The 24,097-nt window shown below is 56.0% G+C and carries 21 protein-coding genes; 10 read left to right on the top strand and 11 right to left on the bottom strand.

Going from position 1 to position 24,097, the window contains the following annotated elements:
• The first annotated feature begins 5 nt into the window (after positions 1–5).
• Together IAI47_RS20330 and IAI47_RS20325 are read left to right on the top strand one after the other, a co-directional pair.
• On the top strand, positions 6–986 hold the full coding sequence (locus tag IAI47_RS20330; RefSeq protein ID WP_008924695.1) for a LacI family DNA-binding transcriptional regulator: 981 nt from the start codon (positions 6–8) through the stop codon (positions 984–986).
• Positions 987–1,149: 163 nt separating this feature from the next.
• Complete coding sequence (locus tag IAI47_RS20325) at positions 1,150–1,875, top strand: pirin family protein (protein WP_003855194.1); 726 nt, start codon at positions 1,150–1,152, stop codon at positions 1,873–1,875.
• Between the two features lie 39 nt (positions 1,876–1,914).
• Here IAI47_RS20325 and IAI47_RS20320 read toward each other — a convergent pair whose 3' ends face one another.
• Genes IAI47_RS20320 through IAI47_RS20305 form a run of 4 tightly spaced genes read right to left on the bottom strand, consistent with a single transcriptional unit; the run spans position 1,915 to position 6,702 of the window.
• Positions 1,915–2,736: an alpha/beta fold hydrolase gene (locus IAI47_RS20320; protein ID WP_003855192.1), complete on the bottom strand. Its 822-nt coding sequence runs from the start codon at positions 2,734–2,736 to the stop codon at positions 1,915–1,917.
• 48 nt (positions 2,737–2,784) lie between these two features.
• Positions 2,785–4,413, bottom strand: coding sequence for an MFS transporter (locus IAI47_RS20315; protein ID WP_008924694.1), 1,629 nt, complete (start codon positions 4,411–4,413; stop codon positions 2,785–2,787).
• Positions 4,400–4,822, bottom strand: a complete 423-nt coding sequence (locus tag IAI47_RS20310) for a DoxX family protein (protein WP_008924693.1) — start codon at positions 4,820–4,822, stop codon at positions 4,400–4,402. Before IAI47_RS20310 ends, IAI47_RS20315 begins: the two co-directional genes overlap by 14 nt.
• 2 nt (positions 4,823–4,824) lie before the next feature.
• Positions 4,825–6,702, bottom strand: a complete 1,878-nt coding sequence (locus tag IAI47_RS20305; RefSeq protein WP_008924692.1) for an amidohydrolase — start codon at positions 6,700–6,702, stop codon at positions 4,825–4,827.
• 286 nt (positions 6,703–6,988) lie between these two features.
• On the opposite strand from IAI47_RS20305, the gene IAI47_RS20300 reads away from it, so the two are divergent.
• The 5 genes from IAI47_RS20300 to IAI47_RS20280 are packed head-to-tail and all read left to right on the top strand — an operon-like array spanning position 6,989 to position 14,190.
• Positions 6,989–7,681, top strand: coding sequence for a hydrolase (locus tag IAI47_RS20300; RefSeq protein WP_033742913.1), 693 nt, complete (start codon positions 6,989–6,991; stop codon positions 7,679–7,681).
• Positions 7,682–7,741: 60 nt separating this feature from the next.
• Positions 7,742–7,966 (top strand): DUF1427 family protein, encoded by a 225-nt coding sequence (locus IAI47_RS20295; RefSeq protein WP_008924691.1) that lies wholly within the window; start codon positions 7,742–7,744, stop codon positions 7,964–7,966.
• A gap of 2 nt (positions 7,967–7,968) precedes the next feature.
• The gene (locus IAI47_RS20290) at positions 7,969–8,223 is read left to right on the top strand and encodes a XapX domain-containing protein (protein WP_008924690.1); all 255 of its coding nucleotides are present in this window, start codon (positions 7,969–7,971) and stop codon (positions 8,221–8,223) included.
• A 43-nt stretch (positions 8,224–8,266) separates the two neighbouring features.
• Positions 8,267–8,650 (top strand): response regulator transcription factor, encoded by a 384-nt coding sequence (locus tag IAI47_RS20285; RefSeq protein WP_003855179.1) that lies wholly within the window; start codon positions 8,267–8,269, stop codon positions 8,648–8,650.
• Entirely contained in the window at positions 8,650–14,190 is a 5,541-nt protein-coding gene (locus IAI47_RS20280; RefSeq protein WP_187961284.1) for an AAA family ATPase, read from the top strand. Before IAI47_RS20285 ends, IAI47_RS20280 begins: the two co-directional genes overlap by 1 nt.
• A gap of 28 nt (positions 14,191–14,218) precedes the next feature.
• On the opposite strand, the gene IAI47_RS20275 is transcribed toward IAI47_RS20280, so the two are convergent.
• Positions 14,219–14,839, bottom strand: coding sequence for a response regulator transcription factor (locus IAI47_RS20275; protein WP_003855175.1), 621 nt, complete (start codon positions 14,837–14,839; stop codon positions 14,219–14,221).
• Positions 14,840–15,672: 833 nt separating this feature from the next.
• Here IAI47_RS20275 and fdhF point away from each other — a divergent pair.
• Together fdhF and IAI47_RS20265 are read left to right on the top strand one after the other, a co-directional pair.
• Positions 15,673–18,645, top strand: coding sequence for a formate dehydrogenase subunit alpha (gene fdhF / locus IAI47_RS20270; protein ID WP_008924688.1), 2,973 nt, complete (start codon positions 15,673–15,675; stop codon positions 18,643–18,645).
• Positions 18,645–19,130, top strand: a complete 486-nt coding sequence (locus tag IAI47_RS20265; RefSeq protein WP_008924687.1) for a DUF1641 domain-containing protein — start codon at positions 18,645–18,647, stop codon at positions 19,128–19,130. The genes fdhF and IAI47_RS20265 overlap by 1 nt, the downstream gene beginning before the upstream one ends.
• A 16-nt stretch (positions 19,131–19,146) precedes the next feature.
• Here IAI47_RS20265 and IAI47_RS20260 read toward each other — a convergent pair whose 3' ends face one another.
• On the bottom strand, positions 19,147–19,557 hold the full coding sequence (locus IAI47_RS20260; protein WP_003855170.1) for a GFA family protein: 411 nt from the start codon (positions 19,555–19,557) through the stop codon (positions 19,147–19,149).
• 201 nt (positions 19,558–19,758) lie between these two features.
• Between IAI47_RS20260 and IAI47_RS20255 the strand changes: the two genes are divergently transcribed.
• Entirely contained in the window at positions 19,759–20,619 is an 861-nt protein-coding gene (locus IAI47_RS20255; RefSeq protein ID WP_008924686.1) for an alpha/beta hydrolase, read from the top strand.
• 177 nt (positions 20,620–20,796) lie between these two features.
• Here IAI47_RS20255 and IAI47_RS20250 read toward each other — a convergent pair whose 3' ends face one another.
• The 5 genes from IAI47_RS20250 to IAI47_RS20230 all read right to left on the bottom strand — a co-directional run bounded on the left by IAI47_RS20250 (position 20,797) and on the right by IAI47_RS20230 (position 24,093).
• Positions 20,797–20,922: a DeoR family transcriptional regulator gene (locus tag IAI47_RS20250; RefSeq protein WP_223296432.1), complete on the bottom strand. Its 126-nt coding sequence runs from the start codon at positions 20,920–20,922 to the stop codon at positions 20,797–20,799.
• A gap of 87 nt (positions 20,923–21,009) precedes the next feature.
• On the bottom strand, positions 21,010–21,651 hold the full coding sequence (locus IAI47_RS20245; RefSeq protein ID WP_003855164.1) for a DUF1109 domain-containing protein: 642 nt from the start codon (positions 21,649–21,651) through the stop codon (positions 21,010–21,012).
• On the bottom strand, positions 21,638–22,192 hold the full coding sequence (locus tag IAI47_RS20240) for a sigma-70 family RNA polymerase sigma factor (RefSeq protein ID WP_008924684.1): 555 nt from the start codon (positions 22,190–22,192) through the stop codon (positions 21,638–21,640). Before IAI47_RS20240 ends, IAI47_RS20245 begins: the two co-directional genes overlap by 14 nt.
• Positions 22,193–22,263: 71 nt before the next feature.
• Positions 22,264–23,505: a protein-disulfide reductase DsbD gene (locus IAI47_RS20235; RefSeq protein ID WP_008924683.1), complete on the bottom strand. Its 1,242-nt coding sequence runs from the start codon at positions 23,503–23,505 to the stop codon at positions 22,264–22,266.
• A gap of 24 nt (positions 23,506–23,529) precedes the next feature.
• A complete protein-coding gene (locus tag IAI47_RS20230) occupies positions 23,530–24,093 on the bottom strand; it encodes a peroxiredoxin (RefSeq protein WP_003855159.1) in 564 nt (187 codons plus the stop codon).
• Positions 24,094–24,097: the final 4 nt, after the last annotated feature.

The raw sequence follows: 24,097 nt of genomic DNA, 5'->3' as shown, positions 1-24,097 counted from the left end.
GCGCTATGTCTATACAGAGAATCGCCCTGATGGCGGGCGTCTCGGTCGCTACCGTTTCAAGAGTGCTGAATAACAGCGACAGCGTGAAACCGGCTAATCGACAGAAAGTCCTCGCGGCAATTGAAGAGAGCAACTACCAGCCCAATCTGCTGGCACGTCAGCTGCGTACAGCGCGCAGTTCAATGATCCTTGTGCTGGTTTCAGATATCTCCAACCCGTTTTGCGCTGAGGTTGTCAAAGGTATTGAGGAGCAGGCGGAGAAAAACGGCTATCGCATCCTGTTGTGTAACTCCGGCGCGGACATCGCCCGTTCACGGTCCAGTCTGCAACTGCTCTCCGGCAAGATGGTGGATGGCATCATCACCATGGATGCCTTCAGCAAACTCCCGGAACTGAGTCAGCTGATAGGTTCGGCACCCTGGGTTCAGTGCGCCGAACATGATGATAACGGCCAGATCTCCTGCGTCGGCATTGATGATGAAGCCGCTGCGCAGTCCGTGGTGCACTATCTTGCCAGGCAGGGACGAAAGCGCATCGCGCTGATCAATCACGACCTGAGCTACCGTTATGCCCGCCTGCGTCAGCAGGGCTACACCACAGAGCTTGATGAACAGCAACTGAGCTGGCAGGCCATCGCGTATGCCAGTGCACTGAGTTTCAGTGCCGGTAAAGCAGCAATGAATCAACTGCTGGCTGCTGAAAGCCGGCCTGATGCGGTGTTTGCGGTTTGCGATACGCTGGCCGCCGGTGCGATGGCGGCGATTCAGCAGGCGGGACTGCGGATCCCTCAGGATTTCGCCTTGGTGGGGTTTGACGGCAGCGAACTGGCCAGCATGGTCTCACCCCCGCTGACCACACTGGCTCAGCCCTCAAAGGAGATTGGTCGTCGCGCCTGTGAGCTGGTGTTGCAGAAAATTGCCTGGCCCGACGCGCCGCCGCAATCTGTGATTATGCAGGGTGAGCTGGTGGTGCGAGCCAGCAGCTGAACGCCTCACCCGCATACCCTTCATCGGGATATTGTCGCTCATATTGTCCACCTAAATGAGACAGTGATTGCCAGATCAGGTCATTGTGTGGCACTCAGGTTTACTTATATGCTGTTTCCATCGAAGGGCATTCGCACTTCCCGAATCAACGAAGGGGCAGAATATGATTGAGCAAAGATTGTCAGAGCAACGCGGTGTGGGCGATCACGGCTGGCTGAATTCACGTCACACCTTCTCTTTTGCAAACTACTGGGATCCGAAACAGGCGGGCTTCTCCGATCTGCTGGTGATTAATGATGACCGGGTTGCCAAAGGACGGGGTTTTGGCGCTCATCCGCACAGTAACATGGAGATTATCTCTTATGTCCTGGAAGGGGCGCTTGAGCACAAAGACTCAATGGGAACCGGTTCGGTGATTGTCCCTGGCGATGTGCAACTAATGAGTGCCGGTAGCGGTGTGACCCACAGCGAGTTCAACCACTCCGGCACCGAGGGTGTGCATTTCCTGCAAATCTGGGTGGTACCCGCAGAGAAAAACACTCCGCCAGGTTATCAGCAGATCTCCGTCAGCGAAGCAGATAAGCGCGGTAATCTGCGGCTGATTATTTCGCCGGACGGTGAAAATGGGGCATTACGGGTACGCCAGGATATTCGCATCTATGCAGGACTGTTCCAGGGCGATGAGCAGCAGACTATTACACTCCCGGACGATCGCTACGCCTATATTCATGTGGCGCGTGGCAGTGTCAGAGTCAATGGCCTGCAGTTTAATGCCGGAGATGGTGCGCGGGTTCGCGACGAGAAAACGCTGTCGTTCAGTCATGGTGAAGGCGCAGAGGTGCTGTTATTCGACCTGCGTCCGAATGAAGTGAATCATCCAACCCGATAAAAAGAAAACTGCGCGGTGAAAGCCGCGCAGTTTTTTGCATCACTGCGCGTTAAGGAACGCCAGCAGATCCTGATTCAGCTGATCCTGATGCGTCACGGCGAAACCATGTGGCGCATTGTCATAGATCCTGAGTTCAGCACCCTCAATCATCTCCGCCGCAACCTTGCCGGTGGTTTCAAACGGCACGACCTGGTCGTTGCTGCCATGAATGACCAGTGTCGGCACATTCACTTTCGCCACGTCGGCACGGAAATCGGTCTCCGCGAAGGCGGTCACGCAATCCACGGTACTTTTGAGTGAGGCCAGCAGCGCGATGTTCAGCGTCTGCGTCATGACACCATCGGAGACGGTCTGTCCGGCATTAGTGCCGTAGAACGGCGTCGCGAACTCTTTGATAAACTGCGCGCGATCCTTGAGCAGGCCATCACGAATGCCTTCGAACACCGACATATCGACACCCTGCGGATAGTCTGCCGTTTTGCCAAAGATAGGTGTAACGGCACCGAGCAGCACCAGCGCCCCGACGCGATCGCTGCCATAGCTGCCGATATAACGCGTGACGTCACCGCCACCCATAGAGAAGCCCACCAGCGTCACGTTCTGCAGGTCAAGATGGGTGATCAGGTCGTTGATGTCCGACGCAAAGGTATCGTAGTTATTGCCGTTCCAGGGCTGATCTGAGCGGCCAAAGCCACGGCGGTCAAATGCAATCACCCGATAGCCATGGTCGGCCAGAAAGTTCATCTGGCTGTCCCACATGTCGGCATCCAGCGGCCAGCCGTGGCTGAACAAAACAGGCTTACCGGTTCCCCAGTCTTTAAAGTAGATCTGTGTACCGTCGGTCGTTTTAAAGGTGCTCATGGTATTGCCCTCTGTATGACGTGATGAATGATGAGAAGGTGTAGCCAGTCACACTGGCGCCACCAGATAGCGAACCTCGGGGAGATTTTCACCCTTATGAAAAGCGAAAACCCGCCGCTCTATCTTTTTGTCGTTGATGGTGTAGCGCTCTTTCTGACGCAGATGCTCGACCCAGGAGCCGACCACAAACGTCTCGACGAAAATACCGGGCTGCAGGATATCTTCATAAAGTGACCAGTTGATGGCGCCACCACGACGTCTGACCCGCCGCATATCCTGCATGCAGACGGTAAAGGCATGTGCATCATCAATAGTAATCCGGTATTCGTAATTTACCATCACTGGCCCTCGTTCATGACGGATATCCAGTGCAGGCGCATTAACGCCATCGCCAACCATATCGAGATTGAGATCGGGATCCTGATCGAGACGCCAGCGCCAGACGGTGCTGCTGGCGAGCACCATCCCCAGCGCGGCGACGCAGAGCGACAGCGGAATGCCGAAGTGCGAGGCGAGCTGTCCCCAGAGGGCGCTGCCTGCGGTCATCGATCCAAAGAACACTGTCAGATAGACCGCCAGCGCACGCGCTTTCACCCATTTCGCGGCGCTCCGCTGTGCGCCAAGATTCAGCGTCGACAGCACCGCGATCCAGGCAAAGCCGGTGAAGAACTCAAAGGCATTGAGTAGCCAGAAGTGCCGCACAAAGGCCAGCGCCAGCATGGTCATGGCGAAGAGAAGACTGGCGAGCACCATCAGGCGATCGGAGCTTAAGTGACGACGCAAACGCGGCAGCAGCACCGCGCCGGTAATCGCGCCGACACCGATGCAGGCCAGCATGATGCCGTAGCCGCCAGGGCCGAGGCCCAGTTCACGACGTGCCACCAGCGGCAGCAATGCCCAGCCCGCGCTGCCAAACAGGAAAAACGAGAAGGTTCGCACCAGTACGTTACGCAAGACCGGTGCCGCATGAACGTAGCGAAGACCGGCCCGTACCGCCGGGAAGAAGTGTTCGGGCGGAAGACGCTGGACGCTCGGCTCCGCTTTCCAGCGCCAGAGCACCCAGGTGACACCCAGCACCGATAGTGCATTAAGCAGGAAGACCATCCAGGGGCCGGCGAACGACAGGATCAGGCCACCCAGTGCCGGTCCGATAGCGCGACTGATATTAATGCCCAGGGAGTTAAGAGCAATGGCAGGCCCGAGCTCCGGTTTGGTCACCAGATCCGGCACGATCGCCTGGAACGGCGGCGAACTCATGGCGGCACCCGCGCTCAGCAAAAAGGCAGCGCCCAGCAGCACGCCGGGTGTCACATGACCGGTCCAGGCCAGTACGGTCAGCCCGGCGGCGGCGGTAAACGTCCACAGTTGGGAAAACAGCAAATATTTACGGCGGTCAACGATGTCCGCCATCACCCCGGAGGGCAGTGCAAAGAGAAACATCGGCAGGCTGCTGGCTGCCTGCACCAGCGCCACGGCCAGAGGATCGGCACTCAGCGTCAGCATGGTCCAGTTCACGCCGACATCATTCATCCATGATCCGATATTTGAAACCACAGTGGCGATCCATAACATACGGAACACCGGCTGACGCAGTGGCTGTAACGGCGAAACCTCATTAGTGGGCCGCACATCAGGCTGTTCCTGCTCAACCTGATGAATATCATTAACCTGTGCCATAACGCCTCCCCTTAGGTTTCGCTGCGCCGATGCGCCAGCCGCCTGGCCCGGTCAGCGCCAGCGTGGTAAAGATAATCAGCAGCAGCCAGCCGAACTGGCCTTCCGCCAGTGACCAGCCAGGGTGGACTACCAGCATCGCAACCAGCAGCACCGCGATGATCGGCAGGCAGGCAATACGGCTTCCCCAGCCGAGAATGATAAAAATCGGGCAGATGACTTCCGCCACGATAGCGGGCAGCAGGCTCATCATCGGTCCCAGCCCGAAGGGATCTTCGATGCGCGTCAGTTCTTCGCTGAAATGCAGAATTTTCGGCAGCCCATGTACCTGTAACAACAGCAGGCTGCCGGTCAGGCGCAGGAAGAACAGCCCCGCGTTGATGCGGGGCGAAAGAGCGATAGCATAGTTCATGATTAAAACGCGAAGCAGCTGCAGCCGAGCGCGCCCCAGAAGGCGTTATCTTCGGCAACGGGTACGCTGGATCCACGGGCGATCTCATGCGAGTGGCGATGAACACTGCACGGGCCGCTGCAGTGGTGGACGGCGGGCATCATGCCTGCACGGCTCTGCGCAACCGGCGGAGCACTGCGATAGTGACCCGGCACATTTACCACCGGTGACCACTCCGGCAGGATCGGAATCGCAGGCGGCGCATCTGCGCTGAACGATCCGGCGGCATAGACGATATTGCCATCCACCACGGTCAGCACTGACTCAATGCCTTTGATCTCCTCTTCCGGGACGCTGAAAAAGTCTTTACTCAGCACCGCCAGGTCCGCCAGTTGTCCAATCTTAAGCTGGCCTTTTTTGCCTTGCTCGCTGGAGAACCAGGCGCTGCCCTGCGTCCAGAGCATCAGCGCCGTTTCACGATCAAGGCGGGCACTGACATCATACATCTGCATGCCGCCCACGGTGCGGCCAGAAACCAGCCAGTAGAGCGCGGTCCAGGGGTTGTAGCTGGCAACGCGGGTCGCATCGGTGCCCAGCCCGACCGGCACGCCGGTCTCCAGCATTTTCTGAACCGGCGGGGTATGGCGGGTGGCTTCTATGCCGTAGCGCTCAGCAAAGTATTCACCCTGGAACGCCATGCGATGCTGCACGGCAATGCCACCGCCCAGCTCTTTAATGCGATCGATATTACGCTGAGTAATGGTTTCCGCATGGTCAAAGAACCAGTGCAGGCCATTGAACGGAATATCACGATTCACTTTTTCGAACACATCCAGCATCCGGCTGATCGACTCGTCATAGGTCGCATGCAGACGGAAAGGCCAGCGATGCTCAACCAGATGACGCACCACGCGCTCCAGCTCGTCTTCCATGCCAGGGGCTAAATCCGGACGAGGCTCCAGGAAATCTTCGAAGTCAGCTGCCGAGAAGACCAGCATTTCCCCTGCGCCGTTGTGACGGAAATAGTCGCTGCCCTGACCTGGCGTCAGCATGTCCGTCCACTTTTCAAAATCTTCCAGCTCATGGCCCGGACGCTGCGTGAAGAGGTTGTAGGCGATACGCAGCGTCATCTGCTTTTTCTGATGCAGCTCAGCAATCACTTCGTAATCTTCTGGATAGTTCTGGAAGCCGCCGCCCGCATCAATGGCGCTGGTCAGACCCAGACGGTTCAGCTCACGCATAAACTGGCGGGTGGAGTTGACCTGCTGTTCCAGCGGCAGTTTCGGTCCTTTCGCCAGGGTAGCGTAGAGGATCATCGCGTTGGGACGGGCGATCAGCAGACCGGTGGGATTGCCGTTGCTGTCGCGCTGGATTTCGCCACCCGGCGGGTTTGGCGTCTCTTTGGTGTAGCCCACCACTTTCAGAGCGGCGCGATTGAGCAGGGCGCGGTCATAGAGGTGCAGCACGAAAACCGGCGTGTCGGGTGCTGCTTCGTTGATCTCATCCAGCGTCGGCATCCGGCGCTCGGCAAACTGGAATTCAGTCCAGCCTCCCACTACGCGAACCCACTGCGGCGAAGGGGTACGCAGCGCCTGCTCTTTCAGCATCCGCAGCGCATCCGCAACCGATGGCACGCCTTCCCAGCGCAGTTCAAGGTTGTAATTCAGCCCCCCGCGAATCAGATGCAGGTGTGAATCGTTCAGGCCGGGCACGGCCGTGTGGCCCTTAAGATCGACCACTTTGGTGCCGTCGCAGTGAAATTCCATCGCCTCTGCCAGCGTGCCGACCGCCACGAACTTGCCATCGCGAATCGCAACCGCTTCTGCCACTGGATTACTGCGGTCAACGGTATGAAATTTGCCATGGGTCAGTATCAGTTCTGCTTTACCGAGCGTAACCATAGATGCTCCTCATCGGGGGTGTCCGGCTTAGTGCGGGACAGGAAGTGCCGCAGATAACAGGGCACGAATAAGCCGGATTATGGTGAGCAGGCTAACGGGGCGTCTAGTTATACAGAGGGATACCTATACCTTCGTATAGTTATACGCAGAGATAATAGTTTGCTGTTGCAGGTCGCTCTACACTGCGACCAGACAGCCAGCAGCAGGGCGATAAACCTGCACTGACCGTCATTTTGCACACGCCGGTTGGCGGAAATTTCGTTACATAACCTCTATGGGTGAACGCATGTCCAACGCTAAGCTTGAAGTCCTCACGCCACATAACAGCCAGATCATCTTCATTGACCAGCAGCCGCAGATGGCCTTTGGGGTGCAATCCATCGATCGCCAGGTGCTGAAAAACAACACCGTTGCGCTGGCGAAGGCGGCGAAAGTCTTCAGTATCCCCACCATCATCACCACGGTAGAAACCGAAAGCTTCTCGGGTCACACCTATCCGGAGTTACTGGATGTGTTTCCAGGGCTGGATATTCTGGAACGCAGCTCAATGAACTCCTGGGATGATCAGAAAGTGCGTGATGCGCTGGCCGCAAACGGGAAGAAAAAAGTCGTGGTTTCTGGCCTCTGGACCGAAGTGTGCAACAACAGTTTTGCGCTCTGCGCGATGCTGGAAGGCGGCTACGAAATCTACATGGTGGCAGACGCGTCTGGCGGCACGACTAAAGAGGCACACGACTACGCGATGCAGCGCATGATTCAGGCGGGTGTGGTGCCGGTAACCTGGCAGCAGGTGATGCTGGAATGGCAGCGTGACTGGGCCAATCGTGACACTTATGATGCGGTGATGAACATCGCCAAAGAACATTCAGGTGCTTACGGCATTGGTGTCGATTACGCCTACACCATGGTGCATAAAGCACCATCACGTCAGAAAAGTGAACACCGTACCCTGGCGCCGGTTCACGCACCGATACGCTAAGGCATCCAGCTGATCGGCGGAAAATCGCCGATCAGCTGAGTGGCATAACAGGAGCTGGTCATGAATCCTCTACTTGTTTCCCTGGCTGCCGGGGTGCTTATTGGCCTGCTATATGGCCTGCTAAAGGTGCGGTCACCGGCACCGCCCGCGATTGCGCTGCTGGGTCTGCTGGGGATGCTGTTGGGTGGGGCGCTGGTGCATGCGGTATCTCCCGCACAAAAGCCTGCAATTGCCTTGCTTCAGCCTGATGTTCATCCTGTTTCATCCTTATTGCGGATAAGCTGAACATGTTGAAATCCTGCGTTATTTCTCTCGCGGTGGGCCTGCTCGCCGGGGTAATCTATGCCCTGATCAACGTCAACTCTCCGGCGCCGCCCGTCATTGCTTTGGCAGGGCTGTTTGGCATGCTGGTAGGTGAACAGTTAATACCGCTGGCTAAACGTCTGTTCAGGCGACAGCCGGTGACGCTGAAGTGGTTCCGCCATGAATGCATGCCAAAAATCAGTGGGACACCGCCACCCGAGGGTGATAACACGCCTTAAGTCCTCGCATGCCACGCGGTGAGGCGTTCCAGAGGATACCTGCATGACGTTTCCCCAGCGTATTGTCATCGTCGATGATGAACGCGCGGTCCGCAGTGGACTGAGCAATCTGTTGCATTCGGACGGCTACGTAACCCGATCATTTGAATCCGGTGAGGCATTACTGGCCGATGACGATGCGCTGGTTGAGGCGGGTATGCTTATTATTGATGTTGGCCTTAAGGGCATGTCCGGGTTTGAGCTTTTTACCCTTCTCAAGGCGCGGGCTGATCTGCCGCCGGTAATTTTTATCTCGGCAGATGTGGAAGAAACCACGCTGTGGTATGCCATTGGGCTCGGGGCCATGACTTTTTTGCGAAAGCCCATTGATGTTGATACGCTGCTGACACTGATCCGATGCGAGTTATCTCAGGGAGATGTGCGCTGATGAGCCTTCTTTCAGTTACTTCCCTGGAGAGTGATGACGCAGGGATCGCGATTGAAAATTTTGACATCCTGATGCCGCTGGCACAGGAGGGATGTCTTCTCTGGATGCTGGCGCGCCGCCAGTCGGGTGAGTCACTGATCATCGCCACGGGTAAAAGTGACGACGTCACTTTTCAGGCCACCCAGCGGCTCAAAAATGAGCGTGCTCTGGCTGCGTATCTGTCACCACGCTGGGCCATCACCGCCACCGGCACGACCCGTTATCTTGATCGTTATGCGCTGATTTATCCCACCTTCCCATTTCGCACCCTGGCTAACAATCTTGCTACGCCTCCCGAAAAAATCGCCGATTTCCTGCAGGTGGCATTGCAGCTTTGCTACACGCTGGGTCAGGCACATCATCAGGGCATCGTGCACGGGGATATCAAGCCAGGCCATTTTTTTATTACTGACGATGGCCGGTTCCGGCTGGGCGGGTTTGGACTCGCCTCCCTGGCGGCGCAGTCGGCTGAGAAAAACAGCCTGCGTGCCTCAGGCGGCACGCTGGCCTATATGTCCCCTGAGCACACCGGTCGCACGCCACATCCGGTCAGTAGCCTCAGCGATCTCTACAGTCTGGGCGTGGTGTTATATGAGTATCTGACCGGCAAGCTACCCTTTGGCTCACCTGACGCAGGTGAAGCAGAGTGGATTCATCATCACATCGCCAGCGCGCCCCGGCCAGCTGAACAGGTCAGAGACGATGTGCCGCCGATGCTCTCGGTGATTCTGCTGCGCCTGCTGGCAAAGTCACCCGCTGACGGTTATCAGAGCGTGCAGGGGCTGATGGCCGACCTTCGCCGCTGTCAGGCCACATTGACAGGTGAAAACACCATTGAGCCGTTTACGCCCGGACTGCAGGAGCGTTTTAACACCAGTTTCCGGCCTGAGACTCTGTTCAGTCAGCATCCGCAGGCTCGCGTATTGCTGACGACGCTGGATACGGTCATCCGCACTGGAACACAGAGCCTGGTGATGCTCAGCGGTGTGCCTGGTTCGGGTAAGTCCGCGATTATCGCGAGCGCCCTGAAAACCCTGCAGCACCGACAGATTTTACTGGCCGCCAGCAAGGCCGATCAACATTCGCCGACCGCACCCTTTGCCGCTGTGGCCTCCGCGTTTCGCACGGTCACGCTTTATCTGCTGGGGTTGTCAGCGCCAGAGGTCAGAAAATGGCGGGGCCGGTTGCTGCGTCTGCTGGGCGGCTATGTCGATTTAGCCATTGAGCTGGTGCCTGAATTAAAACAGCTGCTCAATATTGGGAATTTACAGCCAGTGGTGCGCCATGCACTGGACGCCCGCGAGCAGTTCACGCAGATGGCCTCTGCGCTTGTTCAGGCTTTCGCCACGCCGGGCCGTCCGCTGGTTATGCTGATTGATGACGTACATTGGGCAGACCCTGCCACGCTGCAACTGCTGGAAAACCTGATAACCCGAAATGAGCATTCGCCCTTTATGCTGGTGCTCGCCTTTCGGGAGGGTGAATCAATGCCCTGTCCGATGATTGCCGGATTTCTGCTGCGCATCAGGGCCGCCGCACCGCGGGTAGTGGCGCTGACGCCGCAGCCGTTGAGTGTGAAACGCATCGGCCGCTGGCTGGCGCAAATGCTGCATACCCGTCCTGGCGGTAATCGCGAGCTGGCGCAGATCCTTTTCGAGAAAACCGGCGGCAATCCCCTTTCGATGCAGGAGTTCTTCCGGCAGGCGGTAGAGGATGGGGTGATTAACTTTCGTCAAAATCCGCCGAAATGGCATTACGACAGTCAGGCGCTCATGGCGCGTCGTTACACCGACAATGTGGCCACGCTGGTGTTAAGCCAGCTGGCACGGATGCCAGAGACCACGCGGCAGCTCATGGGTTCGCTGGCCTGTTTGGGGGCCAGTGGCGAGCTCTCGCTGTTAGGTCAGCTGAGTGCGATGCCTGTGACGCTGATTCAGCAGCAACTTGAACCGGCTGTCAGCGGTCGTTTTGTCACCCTGACCGGTGGGCACTACGCGTTTACGCACGATCGCGTGCACAACGCGGCGTTATTATTGCCTGACCTGCGGCAGCAACAGCATCTTCATCAGCAGGCAGCGGTCTGGCTATCCGCAGCGGTCGCAAGCGGGGATAACAGTGAGACGCTGTTCCGCGCGGTTTATCACATTGGGATGATTGCTGAGCTGCCACTGACTGTGACAGATCGTGAACGTTATTATCCTCTTTGTCTGCGAGCCGCGCAGGCGTCGAAACGCGCCGGAGATTACCTCTCAGCGCTGCGCTATCTGCGCACCGCCCAGCGACTCAGCCTGCGAATGGTGACCGGTAATGACTTTATGCTGGGCTTTGATGAAGCGGAGTGCGAGTTTCTTAACGGTAATCTCACGTCAGCGCAAACGCTCTGTACCCGGCTGCTACGTGAGCCAGGCACGCTCAGTGAAAAATCAAAGGCAGCCTGTCTTTCTGCTGAAATCCATATGCGCCAGTCTGACAACCATCTGGCGCTGGAAACCGCGCTTGCCTGGCTGGCAGTGTTTGGTGTGCATCTCAAAAGGGATCCGGATGATGTGGAGATCGACGCCGCCTGCCTGGCGATTCGGGCGCGAATCGGCGATTCACCGCAGGATACGTTGAACCGGCTGCCGCTTAACAGCGATCCTGATGTTGAGTCGGTGCTAAACCTGATGGCCAGCACCATATTTGTCTCCGCCTATGACTGCCCAAAGCTCCATTTAATCCTGGTCTGTCAGATGCTGCAGATGACGCTGGACCACGGCATAACCGGTGCCTCTGCGTTTGGTCTGGCCTGGTTCAGCGTGCTGACAGGAGAACGGTATCAGACCTGGCATTTTAGTTATGCCTGCGGTCGGGTGGCCCGCGAGCTGGTGGAGCGGTATGACTTTACCCGTTATAAAGCCCGTACTCTGCTGCCGCTGGATCAGGTGGGGATCTGGACACAGCCGCTGGACGTCGCCATTGAATGTGCCCGTGAAAGTTTTCGCGTCGCGGTGAAGTATGGCGATCGCTCTTTTGCCTGTCTTTCGTTGCGTCATCAAATCATGAACACGCTGACACGCGGCGATCACCTGGAGTCCGTGATGACCTCACTTGAGCGCGGACTCGCCTTTACGCGTAAAACGGGTTATCCCGACGTTGAGAACGTGCTGCTGATGCAAAAGCAGCTGGTGATGCAACTGCGTAACAGCAGTGGGTTCAGAGCAGGCGAGCGCGACCAGGCTTTGCCGCTGGTGGCCGGCAGTGAGCCAGGTCCGATCTCCGGCCCTAAGGCGATGGTGCAGTTCTGGGCGGGCCTGTATCGGGGAATGGCCCATTACTATGCCGGTGAATATCGTGATGCGCTGCGCTGTCTGGAAGAAATCCAGCCATTGATCAGCGCGGTGCCTGCTTATATCTATATGATGGATATGCATTTTTATACTGCACTCTCCCTGAGTCAGCTGTCTGAAACCACTGATAGCAGCGCGCTGCGCATTCATCTCGACAAGTTTGCTGGCTGGACGGAGCTTAACCCCGGTTTATTTGCAGACAAATATGCCTTGCTGAGGGCAGAGTGCGCCCGGCTTGAGGGCGACACGGGTGAGGCGCTGAAGCAGTATGAAAATGCCATTCGTCTTTCCCGGCAGTCTGGATACCTGCACATTCATGCGCTGGCCAATCAGCTGGCGGGCCCCTACTGCAAAGCCTTGCAACTCGATACCGCGGCAGATGCCTACATCAAAGTAGCAATGACAGGCTGGGACAACTGGGGAGCGCAGGCGATGGTGCGCCAGCTGGAGCAGCACTATCCGCACCTGGCCGCACCGGTGCAAAACAGTGCGCTGGCGACGATTCCGTTTACGCAGGATGCCGCTTTCTACGATCTGGAAAGCGTGCTGACCGCCGTGCGCGCCCTGACGGAAGAGATCAATCTTGATCGGTTGATTCACACCCTAATGCGGATGCTGCTGGAGCGGGCAGGTGCCCAGCGCTGTCGCCTCATCCGGATTCTGGATGGCAACCTGCCAGAGACACAGGCCTGGGCAGAAAGCACGGCTGATGGCGTGCGGGTTCAGATTGTCAAAGAGCGGCCTGACGCAAATGACCTGCCGCTATCGGTGCTGTCAGCAGTGATCCGCACGGGTCAGGAGATTCGCACCAGTAAACCGGAGGTATTCAGTCCGTTCAGTCAGGACCCCTATCTGGTGGCTTCAGGCGCGGCGGTGCTTTGTGTGCCGATGTTCAGGCAGGCCAACATGGTCGGGGTGCTCTATCTGGAAAATCGCCTGATGCCCGATGCGTTCACCGCTGAGCATTCCCACATTGTTAAAACCCTGAGCGCGCAGGCGGCTGTTTCCCTGGAGACGGCGCGACTCTATGCGGAACTGCTGGAGGAGAACAACCATCGGCGTCGGGTTGAGAAACAGCTGCGTGCCAGCAAGACTTCGCTGATGCTGGGCGAGAAAATCAGTCATACCGGCACCTGGCGCTGGGAAGTAGCCGAGGACATGATGATAGTCTCTGAAGAATATGCCCGGATACTGGGGCTGCCAGCCGAACAACATGGACTGTCGATGGCAGACTTCCTGACCCGCGTTCATCCTGATGATTATGAATCAATCAGCGAACTGGTGACGCACAGCGTCAGTCAGGGACGCAGCATGCAGGCAGAGTTTCGGGTAATCAGGTCAGACGGTGAATGTCGCTATATCAAAGGTATTGGGGAGCCGGTAAACAATTTCCCTGAGGTGAAAGAGTACTTTGGCACCATTTCAGATATCACCTCGCAGCGTATGGCGGAAGACAGTGCGCGCATGGCGCAGGCGGACCTGGCGCGTGTTACGCGCGCCACGACCGTCGGGCAATTGACAGCCTCCATCGCTCACGAAATCAGCCAGCCGCTGATGTCTATCGTGGCTAATGCGGGTGCCAGCCTGCGCTGGTTGAAGCGTGAGCCGCTGATGCTGGAAAACGCCAGCAGCGGTTTAGATGAGATTATTAAAGAGGGCAAACGTGCCGGGGAGATTATTCGCGGCCTGCAGGCGCTGACCCGTAATCATGAATCGAGCTTTGCTTTGGAAAACCTCCATCTGATCGCCCGTGACATTCTGGCGCTTTCCCGTGTAGAGCTGGAACGGCGGGGAGTCTCGCTGGAACTTAAATTCAGGGCTGCTAAAGCAGAGATTTTCTGCGACCGCGTTCAGATCCAGCAGGTGCTGCTGAATCTGGTGATCAATGCGATCGATGCTATGTCCGACGATCTGCCGCGCGCGGCGCTATTGCGCCTGACGTCAGAGAATCCCACCCCTGATACGCTGCGGTTTGAGGTGCTGGATAGCGGCTGCGGATTAAGTGATGACGTGCGGGAACGGCTTTTTGAGTCATTCTATACCACCAAAAAAAGCGGTATGGGCATGGGATTAACGATCAGCAAAGGGATCATCAAAAAGCATTCTGGTGAGTTAGGCGCAGAAAACCGGCCGGAAGGTGGCAGCCGTTTCTGGTTTACTCTGCCATTGGGTTGAGCGAGAGGAACAGGTCGACTGCCGGGTTTCAGCGGCGTCGGCTATGTTCAATATTGAGCCGCTCTGCCGCCCGCACCAGATCGGTGAGCGAACGCGCATTCATTTTTTCCATTACCCGTCGCTTGTGGACTTTAGCCGTAATTTCACTGACGCCCATCTCTGCAGCAATCTGTTTATTCAACAGACCGCTAATCGCCAGCAGCATCACCTCGGATTCACGCGGCGTCAGGGTCTGATGCCGCTGCACAATTTCCCGCCGTTCCTGAGAAGAGGCCAGATTCTGCTCTGCAATCTCTAAGGCTTCCGCGACCGCCTGCAAAATACGCTCAGGTTCGACGGGCTTAGTCAGGAACTCATAAGCGCCAGTTTTCATCGCCCGCACGGTGACCGGAATGGTCCCGAAGCCGGTCAGGAAAATCGTGGGAATAGCATAGCCACGATCGATCAACGCCTGGGCGACATCAAACCCATCTGCGCCAGGCAGATTAATATCCAGAATCAGGCAACAGGGAAGGGGCGTTAACGCGTGAGACAGGAAATCATCAGCTGAAGAGAAAGAGATAACCGTGTAATCGTCGGCGATGAGGAGATTAGTGAGTGCAGAAGTCACCGCGGCGTCGTCATCAACGATATATACGATGGAATTCATAAAGACCTCATTTCAGCCAGCGTTTTAATGGTCACGTAATTAAGGATAACGCGCAAAGAGACCCGGATAAAAGGGCATCGGGCGGGGTTAAGAGGATATTACCATAACGAAAATCATTATCATCTTATAATTAACAGCTTGTTAAAATTCGGATAACTCACTGATTGAAATGGCTAAAATATACACTAATTACCGTGGCGTGGCTCAGGGCTTTCTGGCTAGAGAACGCATACGTTTTTATTGAAACGCCATATCATTGCAATGTATTCATGATCGGATAATGACAAGGAAAACTGTGCAGGTCAGGTGCGTAATTAATCCATAAGCTGTTCAAACGGGTTAAACCGTTTCAGCATGCCTTAATACCCAATTCAATGGGGACGGCACTGAGTGGATTCAGATATTAACTGGTACAAATTCCAGAGGGATTCGATAGTGGATTAACCGACAGGTTTAATGAGAGAGAACCAGGTTAATGCTGATGTTTGTACGGGGTCAGAAAGGAATATCAAACTGCTCACCATATAGTTACAACATACAAATCATTTCATAGTTAACCTTATCATCAGCCATCGGGTGCTTATCGCTTAGCAATACAAAAATGCCGATAACGGTGATTCCTGCCGTCCTGCCGTAAGGGAAAACATGACGTGGTTCACGTGGTAAGAAGTCATTACATTTAAAAAACCCTTAACAGTCAGTAAGTAACCCTGATAAGCGTAGCGGTATTCATGGCGCGGCTGCTAATCCTCACTAAGCTTGTGAAGCAACCCTCTAAATTCAGGGATATTTTTCCAGCAGGACGCTATTCGCAATGACGCCATGAGGCTTATATGAGTGAAAATTACTGCACCATTCTCTTTAATGGTGAACGGTTAAAAGGGTTAGCTAATCAACCGCTAATCGACTTTCTGGATGCTCACGGGAAAAAACTACCTCATGTCTGTTACCACCCGGCGTTGCCGCCGCTGCAAAGCTGTGATGTCTGTTGGGTGGATGCCAATGGCGAGCGGGTTCGCGGCTGCACGCTTCGCACTGAAGAGGGGCTCTCGGTACAGAGTGAAGGTACTGCGCTGAGGGCCGCGCAACAGGAGGGAATGGATAGACTGCTCAACCGTCACGAGCTTTACTGCACCGTCTGTGAACACAACACCGGTGACTGCACGCTGCATAATACCGTGGCTGATATGCACATTCCGATTCAGTACTATCCTCATCAGCCCAAACCCTACGCCAAAGATCACTCTAACCCGTTTTATACCTACGATCCTGACCAATGCATTTTATGCGGTCGCTGCGTCGAGGCGTGCCAGAATGTGGAGGTCAATGAGACACTCTCTATTGACTACACCCAGGCACATCCCCGCGTGCTCTGGGATGGCGGCACAGAAATCGCCGGTTCCAGCTGCGTCAGCTGTGGACACTGCGTCACAGTGTGTCCGTGTAATGCATTACTGGAAAAGACCATGCAGCCTGATGCGGGTCCGTTCACTGCAATGGATGAGGGGTTGAAGCGCCCGCTGATCGATTTCGTCAAAACGATGGAAAACAGTATCGGCATGGGGCCGATCACCGGCGTCTCCAGCATCGATGTGGCGCTGAGGCAGTCGGAGATTAAACGCACTAAAACGGTCTGCACCTATTGCGGCGTGGGCTGCAGCTTTGAGATCTGGACCCGCGATCGTCACATCCTGAAAATTCAGCCGGTGGCGGACGCGCCCGCTAATGGCATCTCTACTTGTGTTAAGGGTAAGTTCGGCTGGGATTTTGTTAATAGCCCGGCGCGTCTGACGACGCCCTTGATCCGCGAAAATGGCCGGTTCCGGCCCGCCAGCTGGGATGAGGCGTTGCAGCGGGTAGCTGAAGGATTGCAGGGCATCGCGCAGAATTATGGTGGCGATGCGATTGGCTTTATTGGCTCCAGCAAAGCCAGCAACGAAGAAGCCTATCTTACTCAGAAAATCGCCCGCTTAATCTTCGGCACTAACAATGTCGACAACTCCTCGCGCTATTGTCAGAACCCGGCGACAGAAGGGCTGTTTCGCACCGTGGGCTACGGCGGTGATGCGGGAACGATAAAGGATCTGCAGGAGAGCGAACTGATTGTGCTGGTCGGCAGTAATCTGGCCGAGAACCATCCGGTGATTGCGTCCCACATCAAACAGAGCCACAAACATCGCGGTCAGAAACTGCTGGTTGTCGATCCGCGTCGTCATGAAATGGCGGAACGGGCGGACTGCTATCTGCGCATCCGACCTGGCACGGACCTGGTCTGGGCCTCGGCGATGGCGAAATATATGTTCGACCACGGTTATGCCGATGATGCGTTTCTGGCACAGCGGGTTAATCAGGTAGAAGAGTATCGCACCTCGCTTGATACCTTTACGCTCGACTATGCCAGCGAGATTTGCGGTCTGAGTGAAGCCGAACTCAAAGAGTCGGCGGAGATGATCGGACACGCGGGTAGCGCCTGCATATTGTGGGCGATGGGGATTACCCAGCACAGCCACGGAGCAGACACCAGTACCGCGCTATCGAATTTGCTGCTGGTCACCGGCAACTATGGTCGGCCTGGCACGGGCGGCTATCCGATGCGCGGTCACAACAATGTGCAGGGCGCCAGTGATTTCGGCTGCCTCAGCAATCGCTATCCAGGCTATGAAAAAGTCACCGACGCGTCGATCCGGGAAAAATGGGCGCGCGCGTGGGGCGTCTCTCCTGATGCGCTTTCCGATAAGGCTGGCGCCGATAACTTCAAAATGGTGCAGCAGGCCGGTGAAGGTAAAATCCGTGCAATGTACATCACCGGGGAAGAGACAGCGTTTGCGGATGCCGACGCCACATCGGTGCATGCCGCCTTCAGCAAGCTGGAATTTATGGTGGTTCAGGACATCTTTATGTCGCGTACCGCCGAATTTGCCGATGTCGTGCTGCCCGGTGCGCCCAGCGTGGAGAAAGAGGGCACCTTTGTGAATACCGAGCGGCGCATTCAGCATTTTACTCCTGCCATGAAGCCACTGGGTGATTGTCGTCCTGACTGGCAAATCTTTACCGATCTCGCGGCGCGTCTTGGACATCCATGGCATTACCCGAATCCCGGCGCGATTATGGCCGAAGTGGCGGGCATTGCAGAGATTTTCGCGGGTGTGAGTTATGAGCAACTGGCAGGCTGGCAGTCGCAACTCTGGCCGGTTAACGCTGAAGGTGAAAGCACACCCCGTCTCTATACAGAACGGTTCAATTTCCCGGATGGTAAAGCGCGCCTCTATCCGCTGAGCTGGCAGCCGCCCGCTGAGCAGGAGGATGCCGAATACAATCTGCTGCTGAACAATGGCCGAATGCTGGAGCATTTCCAGTCAATGAATCAGACCGGGCGGGGTGGCCGCATGATGTCATTGTCGCCTAATGCCTTTGTTGAGATCTCACCGGAACTTGCAGCCTCGCGCGCGCTCATTGAAGGTGAGTGGGTACGGATTACCTCGCGTCGGGGATCGCTGGATGTGCCAGTGGTTATTACAGACCGTGTGGCGGGTAACGTGCTGTTCATGCCAATTCATCATGGTACTGATGGCGTTAATGCACTGACTGGTGAACATCACGATCCTGACGTCAACACGCCCGCTTACAAAGAGATCGCTGTCAACATGACGCGCGTCGATCGACGCCCGCAGCCTAATCCGGTGCCGCTACACAATTTCCGTCATGGTAGCCGAACACCCCTGGATCACCTGCCGATTGAGCAGAAATGGCAGCAGGCAGGTTATCGTGAACCGCCTGAACACGTTGAAAAACCGGAGAAATTTTAATGGCAGAACGGATGAAGTATCAGGTCCCGCCCACACGCACCGAGCCAACTGCCCGGGAGGCAATGGACGAGTTGCTTGAAAATCTCCACCAGCACGGTTTTCTGCGGCTGGCGAACGATCTCGTTAAATCAAATAATGACGTGGGGAAAATTCTGGTCTCAGGTCTCAATCAGCCCGGCACCCAAAATGCGCTGCAAAACCTGTCACTGTTGATGATGACGCTGGGCAGCGTGCCGCCAGAGCGTTTTAATCACTTGCTGCTGGCGGTGCGTGATGCTGCAATGGCCGTTAAGCCGGCTCGGGATGAGGCGCGGCAGGAAAAAGCCGCGCCGGGCATCCGTGGCATCATCCGCTTACTTAATGATGAGGATCTGTGGCGTGGACTGCGGCCACTCTTCGCGGCACTCGAGGTTTTCTCTCAGCAGATTGACCGTGAAGAGGAGAAGCCAATCACACGCTTTAGCGGCAAGCCCAGCCGGGAGTAGTAAAGGCAGCGGTGGTTCAGGATTGCGTGGGGGTATAGACCAGATGACCGGCTACACCGCCCGCGCCGCCATCTTTAGGGTGGTTGATACCATCAGAGACCGGAACATCCGTGAAATCAAACGGTGAAACGCCCTCAAGACAGGCGACATTAACCCCAAACTGATCGGGCTGTGAGCGGCTCTGATGAAAAGTATAAATGCCGCAGACGGAGCAGAAGTAGTGGCCCACCTCTTTGCTATTGAAGCGATATTCTGTGAGGTGCGCTTCACCCTGCGTCAGCTCAACGTTGGTTGCAAACACCACTACCGCGCCGCGCATCCGGCAAAACGAGCAGTTGCATCGGCGCACCGTGTTAAAGCCATCCTTTAGCGTCACCTTATAGGCAACGGCACCACAGTGGCATTGCGCTGTCATTTCATTCTGCATCATGATCTCCTGTGTAATGAAACACCCAGCTTTCAGCCTACGCCAAAGCCCGGGTTTTAGCAGCATCGGAGGCGGATTTGTCCGCATTTCAGACAAAAGGTGTCAGCAGTCTGATCTGGATCTAAGTAAAAACGGTGGTGATGTGAAAGGGTGCTAGCTGAATTTTCTGACCTTTAACTTCACCAAGGAGCATGACCCACGATGGAATTATCTACCCACACACTGCCGGAAGGCATTGTGCTGACGCTGCGTCAGCCCACAGCGGCCACTAAATCCCCGGTGATTATTCTGTGTCACGGCTTTTGCGGAATCCGTGAGATTTTACTGCCTGCGTTCGCAGAGGCGTTTACCCAGGCAGGTTTCGCGACACTGACATTTGACTACCGTGGATTTGGTGACAGCGAAGGCGAGCGGGGTCGTCTGGTGCCTGCGATGCAGATCGCTGATATTCTCTCGGTCATCACATGGGCAAAACAGCAACCGGCGCTGGACCCGAGCAGAATAGGTTTATGGGGCACGTCTTTTGGCGGATGTCACATCTTTGGCGCGGCAGCGAATAACCCGGATGTGAAATGTGTTGTCAGCCAGCTCGCCTTTGCGGATGGGGAAGAGATTGTCACCGGGCAACTGGACGCGACGGAGAAGGCGGGCTTTATTGCTACGCTGGAGAAGATGGATCAAAAGCGGCAGAACAGCGGCAAAGAGATGTTTGTGGCCATTACTCGCGTGCTGAACGATGAAGAGTCAAAAGCGTTCTTTGAGGAGAACCGGCATAAGCATCCGAAAATGGACATCAAAATCCCGTTTTTAACCGTACGGGAAACGCTGCACTACAAACCCGCGATCAATGCCGCGAAGGTCACCTGTCCGACACTGGTCGTGGTCGCTGGTCAGGATAGCGTGAATCCGCCGGAACAAGGGCGTGCGCTGTTTGATGCGGTCGCCGCAACCAATAAGCAGCTCTTTGTAGCCGAAGAGGCCCGTCACTACGATATTTACAGCGGTCAGCACTTCGCGTCAGTGATTAAGGTGCAGACGTCGTGGTTCGCGGCGCATTTGTAACCTGAAGCAGGCTCGCTTTTGCGTGGTGTTCGCAGACCTCTGTCGCTCGCCGGCAGGAGCGAGTTGATTCCGTGCTGAACATTGCGCAGGTTCACACCCCTCTCTTCAGCCTCAAACACCTCATGCCGTTCTTTATCACGCTTTTATTCCACGACCCGCGTTGCGATTTCATGCCATTTAGCCACGATAAATCGCGCCGTTAAAACCGGTCAGCCCGGCCTCCGGATTCATGGCACAGCCGCTAATAAATGCCTGATCAGACAGAATTCCCGGGATCTGGTCGATCGCGGTTTGTCCGGCCACGCCGTCCGTGATCTTCTGTCTCTGCCCGCCCGGCATAATCCTGACGGAAACCTGATTGAGCTGGTTGCAGAGTAATAAACAAAGTCATTACTTTCCCAACTGAATCCAGCGGCGTCCGGCCAGCACCGTCAGCGCCACAATAGTAATGCCTGCGGCCAGATGCATAGAGAAATCAATAATATGCAGATGAGTGTCATGACACAGCGACAGCAGCATTGATGAGGTAAACGCGCAGCCGCAGCCGCTCAGCGCGAGACTGCGCGCGGGATAAAGTGAACGGGTGCGTTTCAGGGCGATCACCGACATCAACATCATCGGCACGCTGGCCGACAGCATAAACAGATAGCAGTGTATCCCCTCACCAAACCGACCAGCACCTGCTGGCGGGGCTTCAGGTGACATATTGATCAGATTTAGCCCCAGCCACAAAACAGCCAGCAGTAGCGGCCAGCGCGGACTGATCGGTTTCCTGCCTGCAATGCTCAACGTAAAGGCTGCCGCAAGTGTGCTTCCCGCGATGATGAGAGACAGCAGTACGGCAACCAGCGCGAAAAACGCGCCGGGCTGCGACCAGTCAGTAAACCGGCTGTGAAACGCCCAACTGGTCAACGCGCCACAAGGGAGGGCAAGCGCGATCCAGCCCGCGACGCGCCAGGCCACAGGCCAGACGCGCTGCACCGGCTGCGCAGAGGCGCTGAGCTGATCAATTAACTGGTCATGATTTCTCATGCACACCCCGTCCATATTTTCTAAGATTGACCATTGCGCGATGCAACAGGGATTTAACCGCTGAGAGAGACTGATGGGTTTCAGCAGCTGCCTGCGCCAGACTCTGCTCACGCAGATGTACGGATTCGACAATCTCCCGCTGGCGTAGCGGAAGGATATCCAGATAACCGGAGAGGATATCGTTATCAGACTGGAGTTCACTGCTTTCAGCCGGGCGTTTTTGCAGCGCTTCCTCATCCTGTACTTCCTGACGTCGACCATGCTGACGCAACGTATCAATGGTCCGTGCAGAAGCAATTGCTGCGACCCAGGGCAGTATCGGGCGCTGCGGATCGTAGGTGTGGCGAACCCGATGGATCGCCAGCAGCGTCTCCTGAATCACATCTTCGACCAGCACCTCGTCACGGATTTTTTTGCACACTAATGCACGGATGGCCGGAACCATCGCTTTCAGTAACTGGTTATAGGCTGCTCTGTCGCCCGCCTGCGCCCGTGCCATCAGGGCAGGCCACTGCTGTGCGCGTGGATCAGTCTCTGACATTCGTCATCAGCAGTTCAGCACACAGTGACAGTGGCCTGGAAACGTCCCAGGAAATCGCTTAGTCAATCGTCTCAGGTTTTCTTTCCTTTTTCCGTTGCCTGATCGAGCGCTGAAATGACAATGCCCGGCGTCAGGACCTGCGGTAGTACTACCGGTTTTCCGCCGTCAGCCGGGTAGACCACGTAGAGCGGCAATCCGCCGCGTCCGAAATCACTCAGCGCCTGTTCAACATCAGGATTATATTTGGTGGAGTCTGCAACCATGTAAATGGTATTCGTCCGCGCCATTGCGGCCTTGACCGCCTGCGTCGAAAGTGAAGTGCGATCGTTTACCTGGCAGGTAATACACCATGACGCCGTAAAATTCACCAGGATAGGCTTGCCCTGACCTTTAATAGCGTCGACATTCTGCGGCGACCAGGAGACAGTCGCTGCAGCCTGTGAAGCGGTTTCCGTTTCAGCAGGCGCGCTGGCAAAACGGTTCAGGTTCAGCAATGGCACGACGACGAGAGCCAGGAAGAACACAGTTGCAACATGCAGTACAACATGGCGCTGTCCCATCATACGGCGTTTCTGTGCCATGCCATACAGCCAGGCGGCAAAACTAAACAGCAAACAACAGACCAGAATCGCCGCCAGCGCTGCCGAGCCAGCCTGACGTTCCAGAACCCAAATCAGCCAGCCCACCGCGCCCAGCATAGGAAACGCCAGGCCCTGTTTCAGCGTGATCATCCAGGCCCCCGGTTTAGGCAATATGCGCGCCAGCACCGGGAAGAACGATATCAGGGTAAAAGGCGCAGCAAAGCCCAGCGCCAGCGAAATAAAGATAATGAGACTAATCAGCGGAGGCTGGGTGAGGGCATAACCCACCGCGCTGGCCATGAATGGCGCACTGCAGGGCGTCGCGACGATGATGGCCAGTGCACCGGTCAGGGCTGAACCCATTAACCCTGCACGATTGCCGCCCACTTCGCCCACGCGTTGAACCGACAAGCCGACTTCAAACAGACCGAGCAGATTCAGTGCTGAACCGAGCATCACCAGAATTAACGCGGCGATGACCAGCGGCGATTGCAGCTGAAATCCCCACCCAACGGACGCACCACCTGCTCTGGCCAGCAGTAATAGTGCTGCCAGGGCGACCATCGTCAGGACCACGCCCAGCAGAAATGCCAGGCCCTCTGCGCGGGCGTGAGAGGGCGATTCGTGATGGCGGATCAGGCTCAGTGCTTTCAGCGAGATTACCGGAAACACGCAGGGCATGAGGTTCAGAATAATGCCACCCAGAAAGGCAGCTGCAATCGCAGTCAGCATGATATACCTGCTCAGAAGATGAAGTTATGCCGGATTGGCCTGACGATATTTTTTAACAGCATCCATCGCTTTCTGAATATGCGTATCAGGATTTTTGTCGGTGAAGCTCAGCAGAATCTTGCCATCCGGCGCGATCACATAAGAGGTGCGGTCGGACAGTTTCTGACCTTTCATCTCCATGGTGCTTTTGTATTCAGCCGCCACTTTAGCGCCAGGATCGGCTGCCACGGTGAACTTGTCACGGCATTCCAGCTGAGAGAATTTAGCAATCTGATCGGTATTGCCGGCGGTGACACCAATCACGGTCGCCCCCTGTTTTTTAAATTCATCGGACGCTTCGGCAAAATCATGCGCTTCAAGCGTGCAGCCAGCGCTGAACGCCGCCGGGAAGAAGTAGAGTACAACCGGGCCTTTCTTCAGGGCCTGCTGCAAAGAGAAGGTGGTCGATTTACCCGCCAGTGCGGCGTCAAGTTTGAAGTCTGGCGCTTTTTCACCGACCTGTAACGCCGCAAAGGCAGATGTTGCCGGAACACTCAGTGCCAGCAGTGTAGCGACGGCCAGGGTTTTCAGGGTGTTTTTCATTGGCATTTCT

Origin of the sequence: Pantoea sp. MT58 (assembly GCF_014495885.1) — a bacterium.
GTDB lineage: Bacteria > Pseudomonadota > Gammaproteobacteria > Enterobacterales > Enterobacteriaceae > Pantoea > Pantoea eucalypti.
This window is presented reverse-complemented; position numbering and strand designations above follow the sequence as displayed.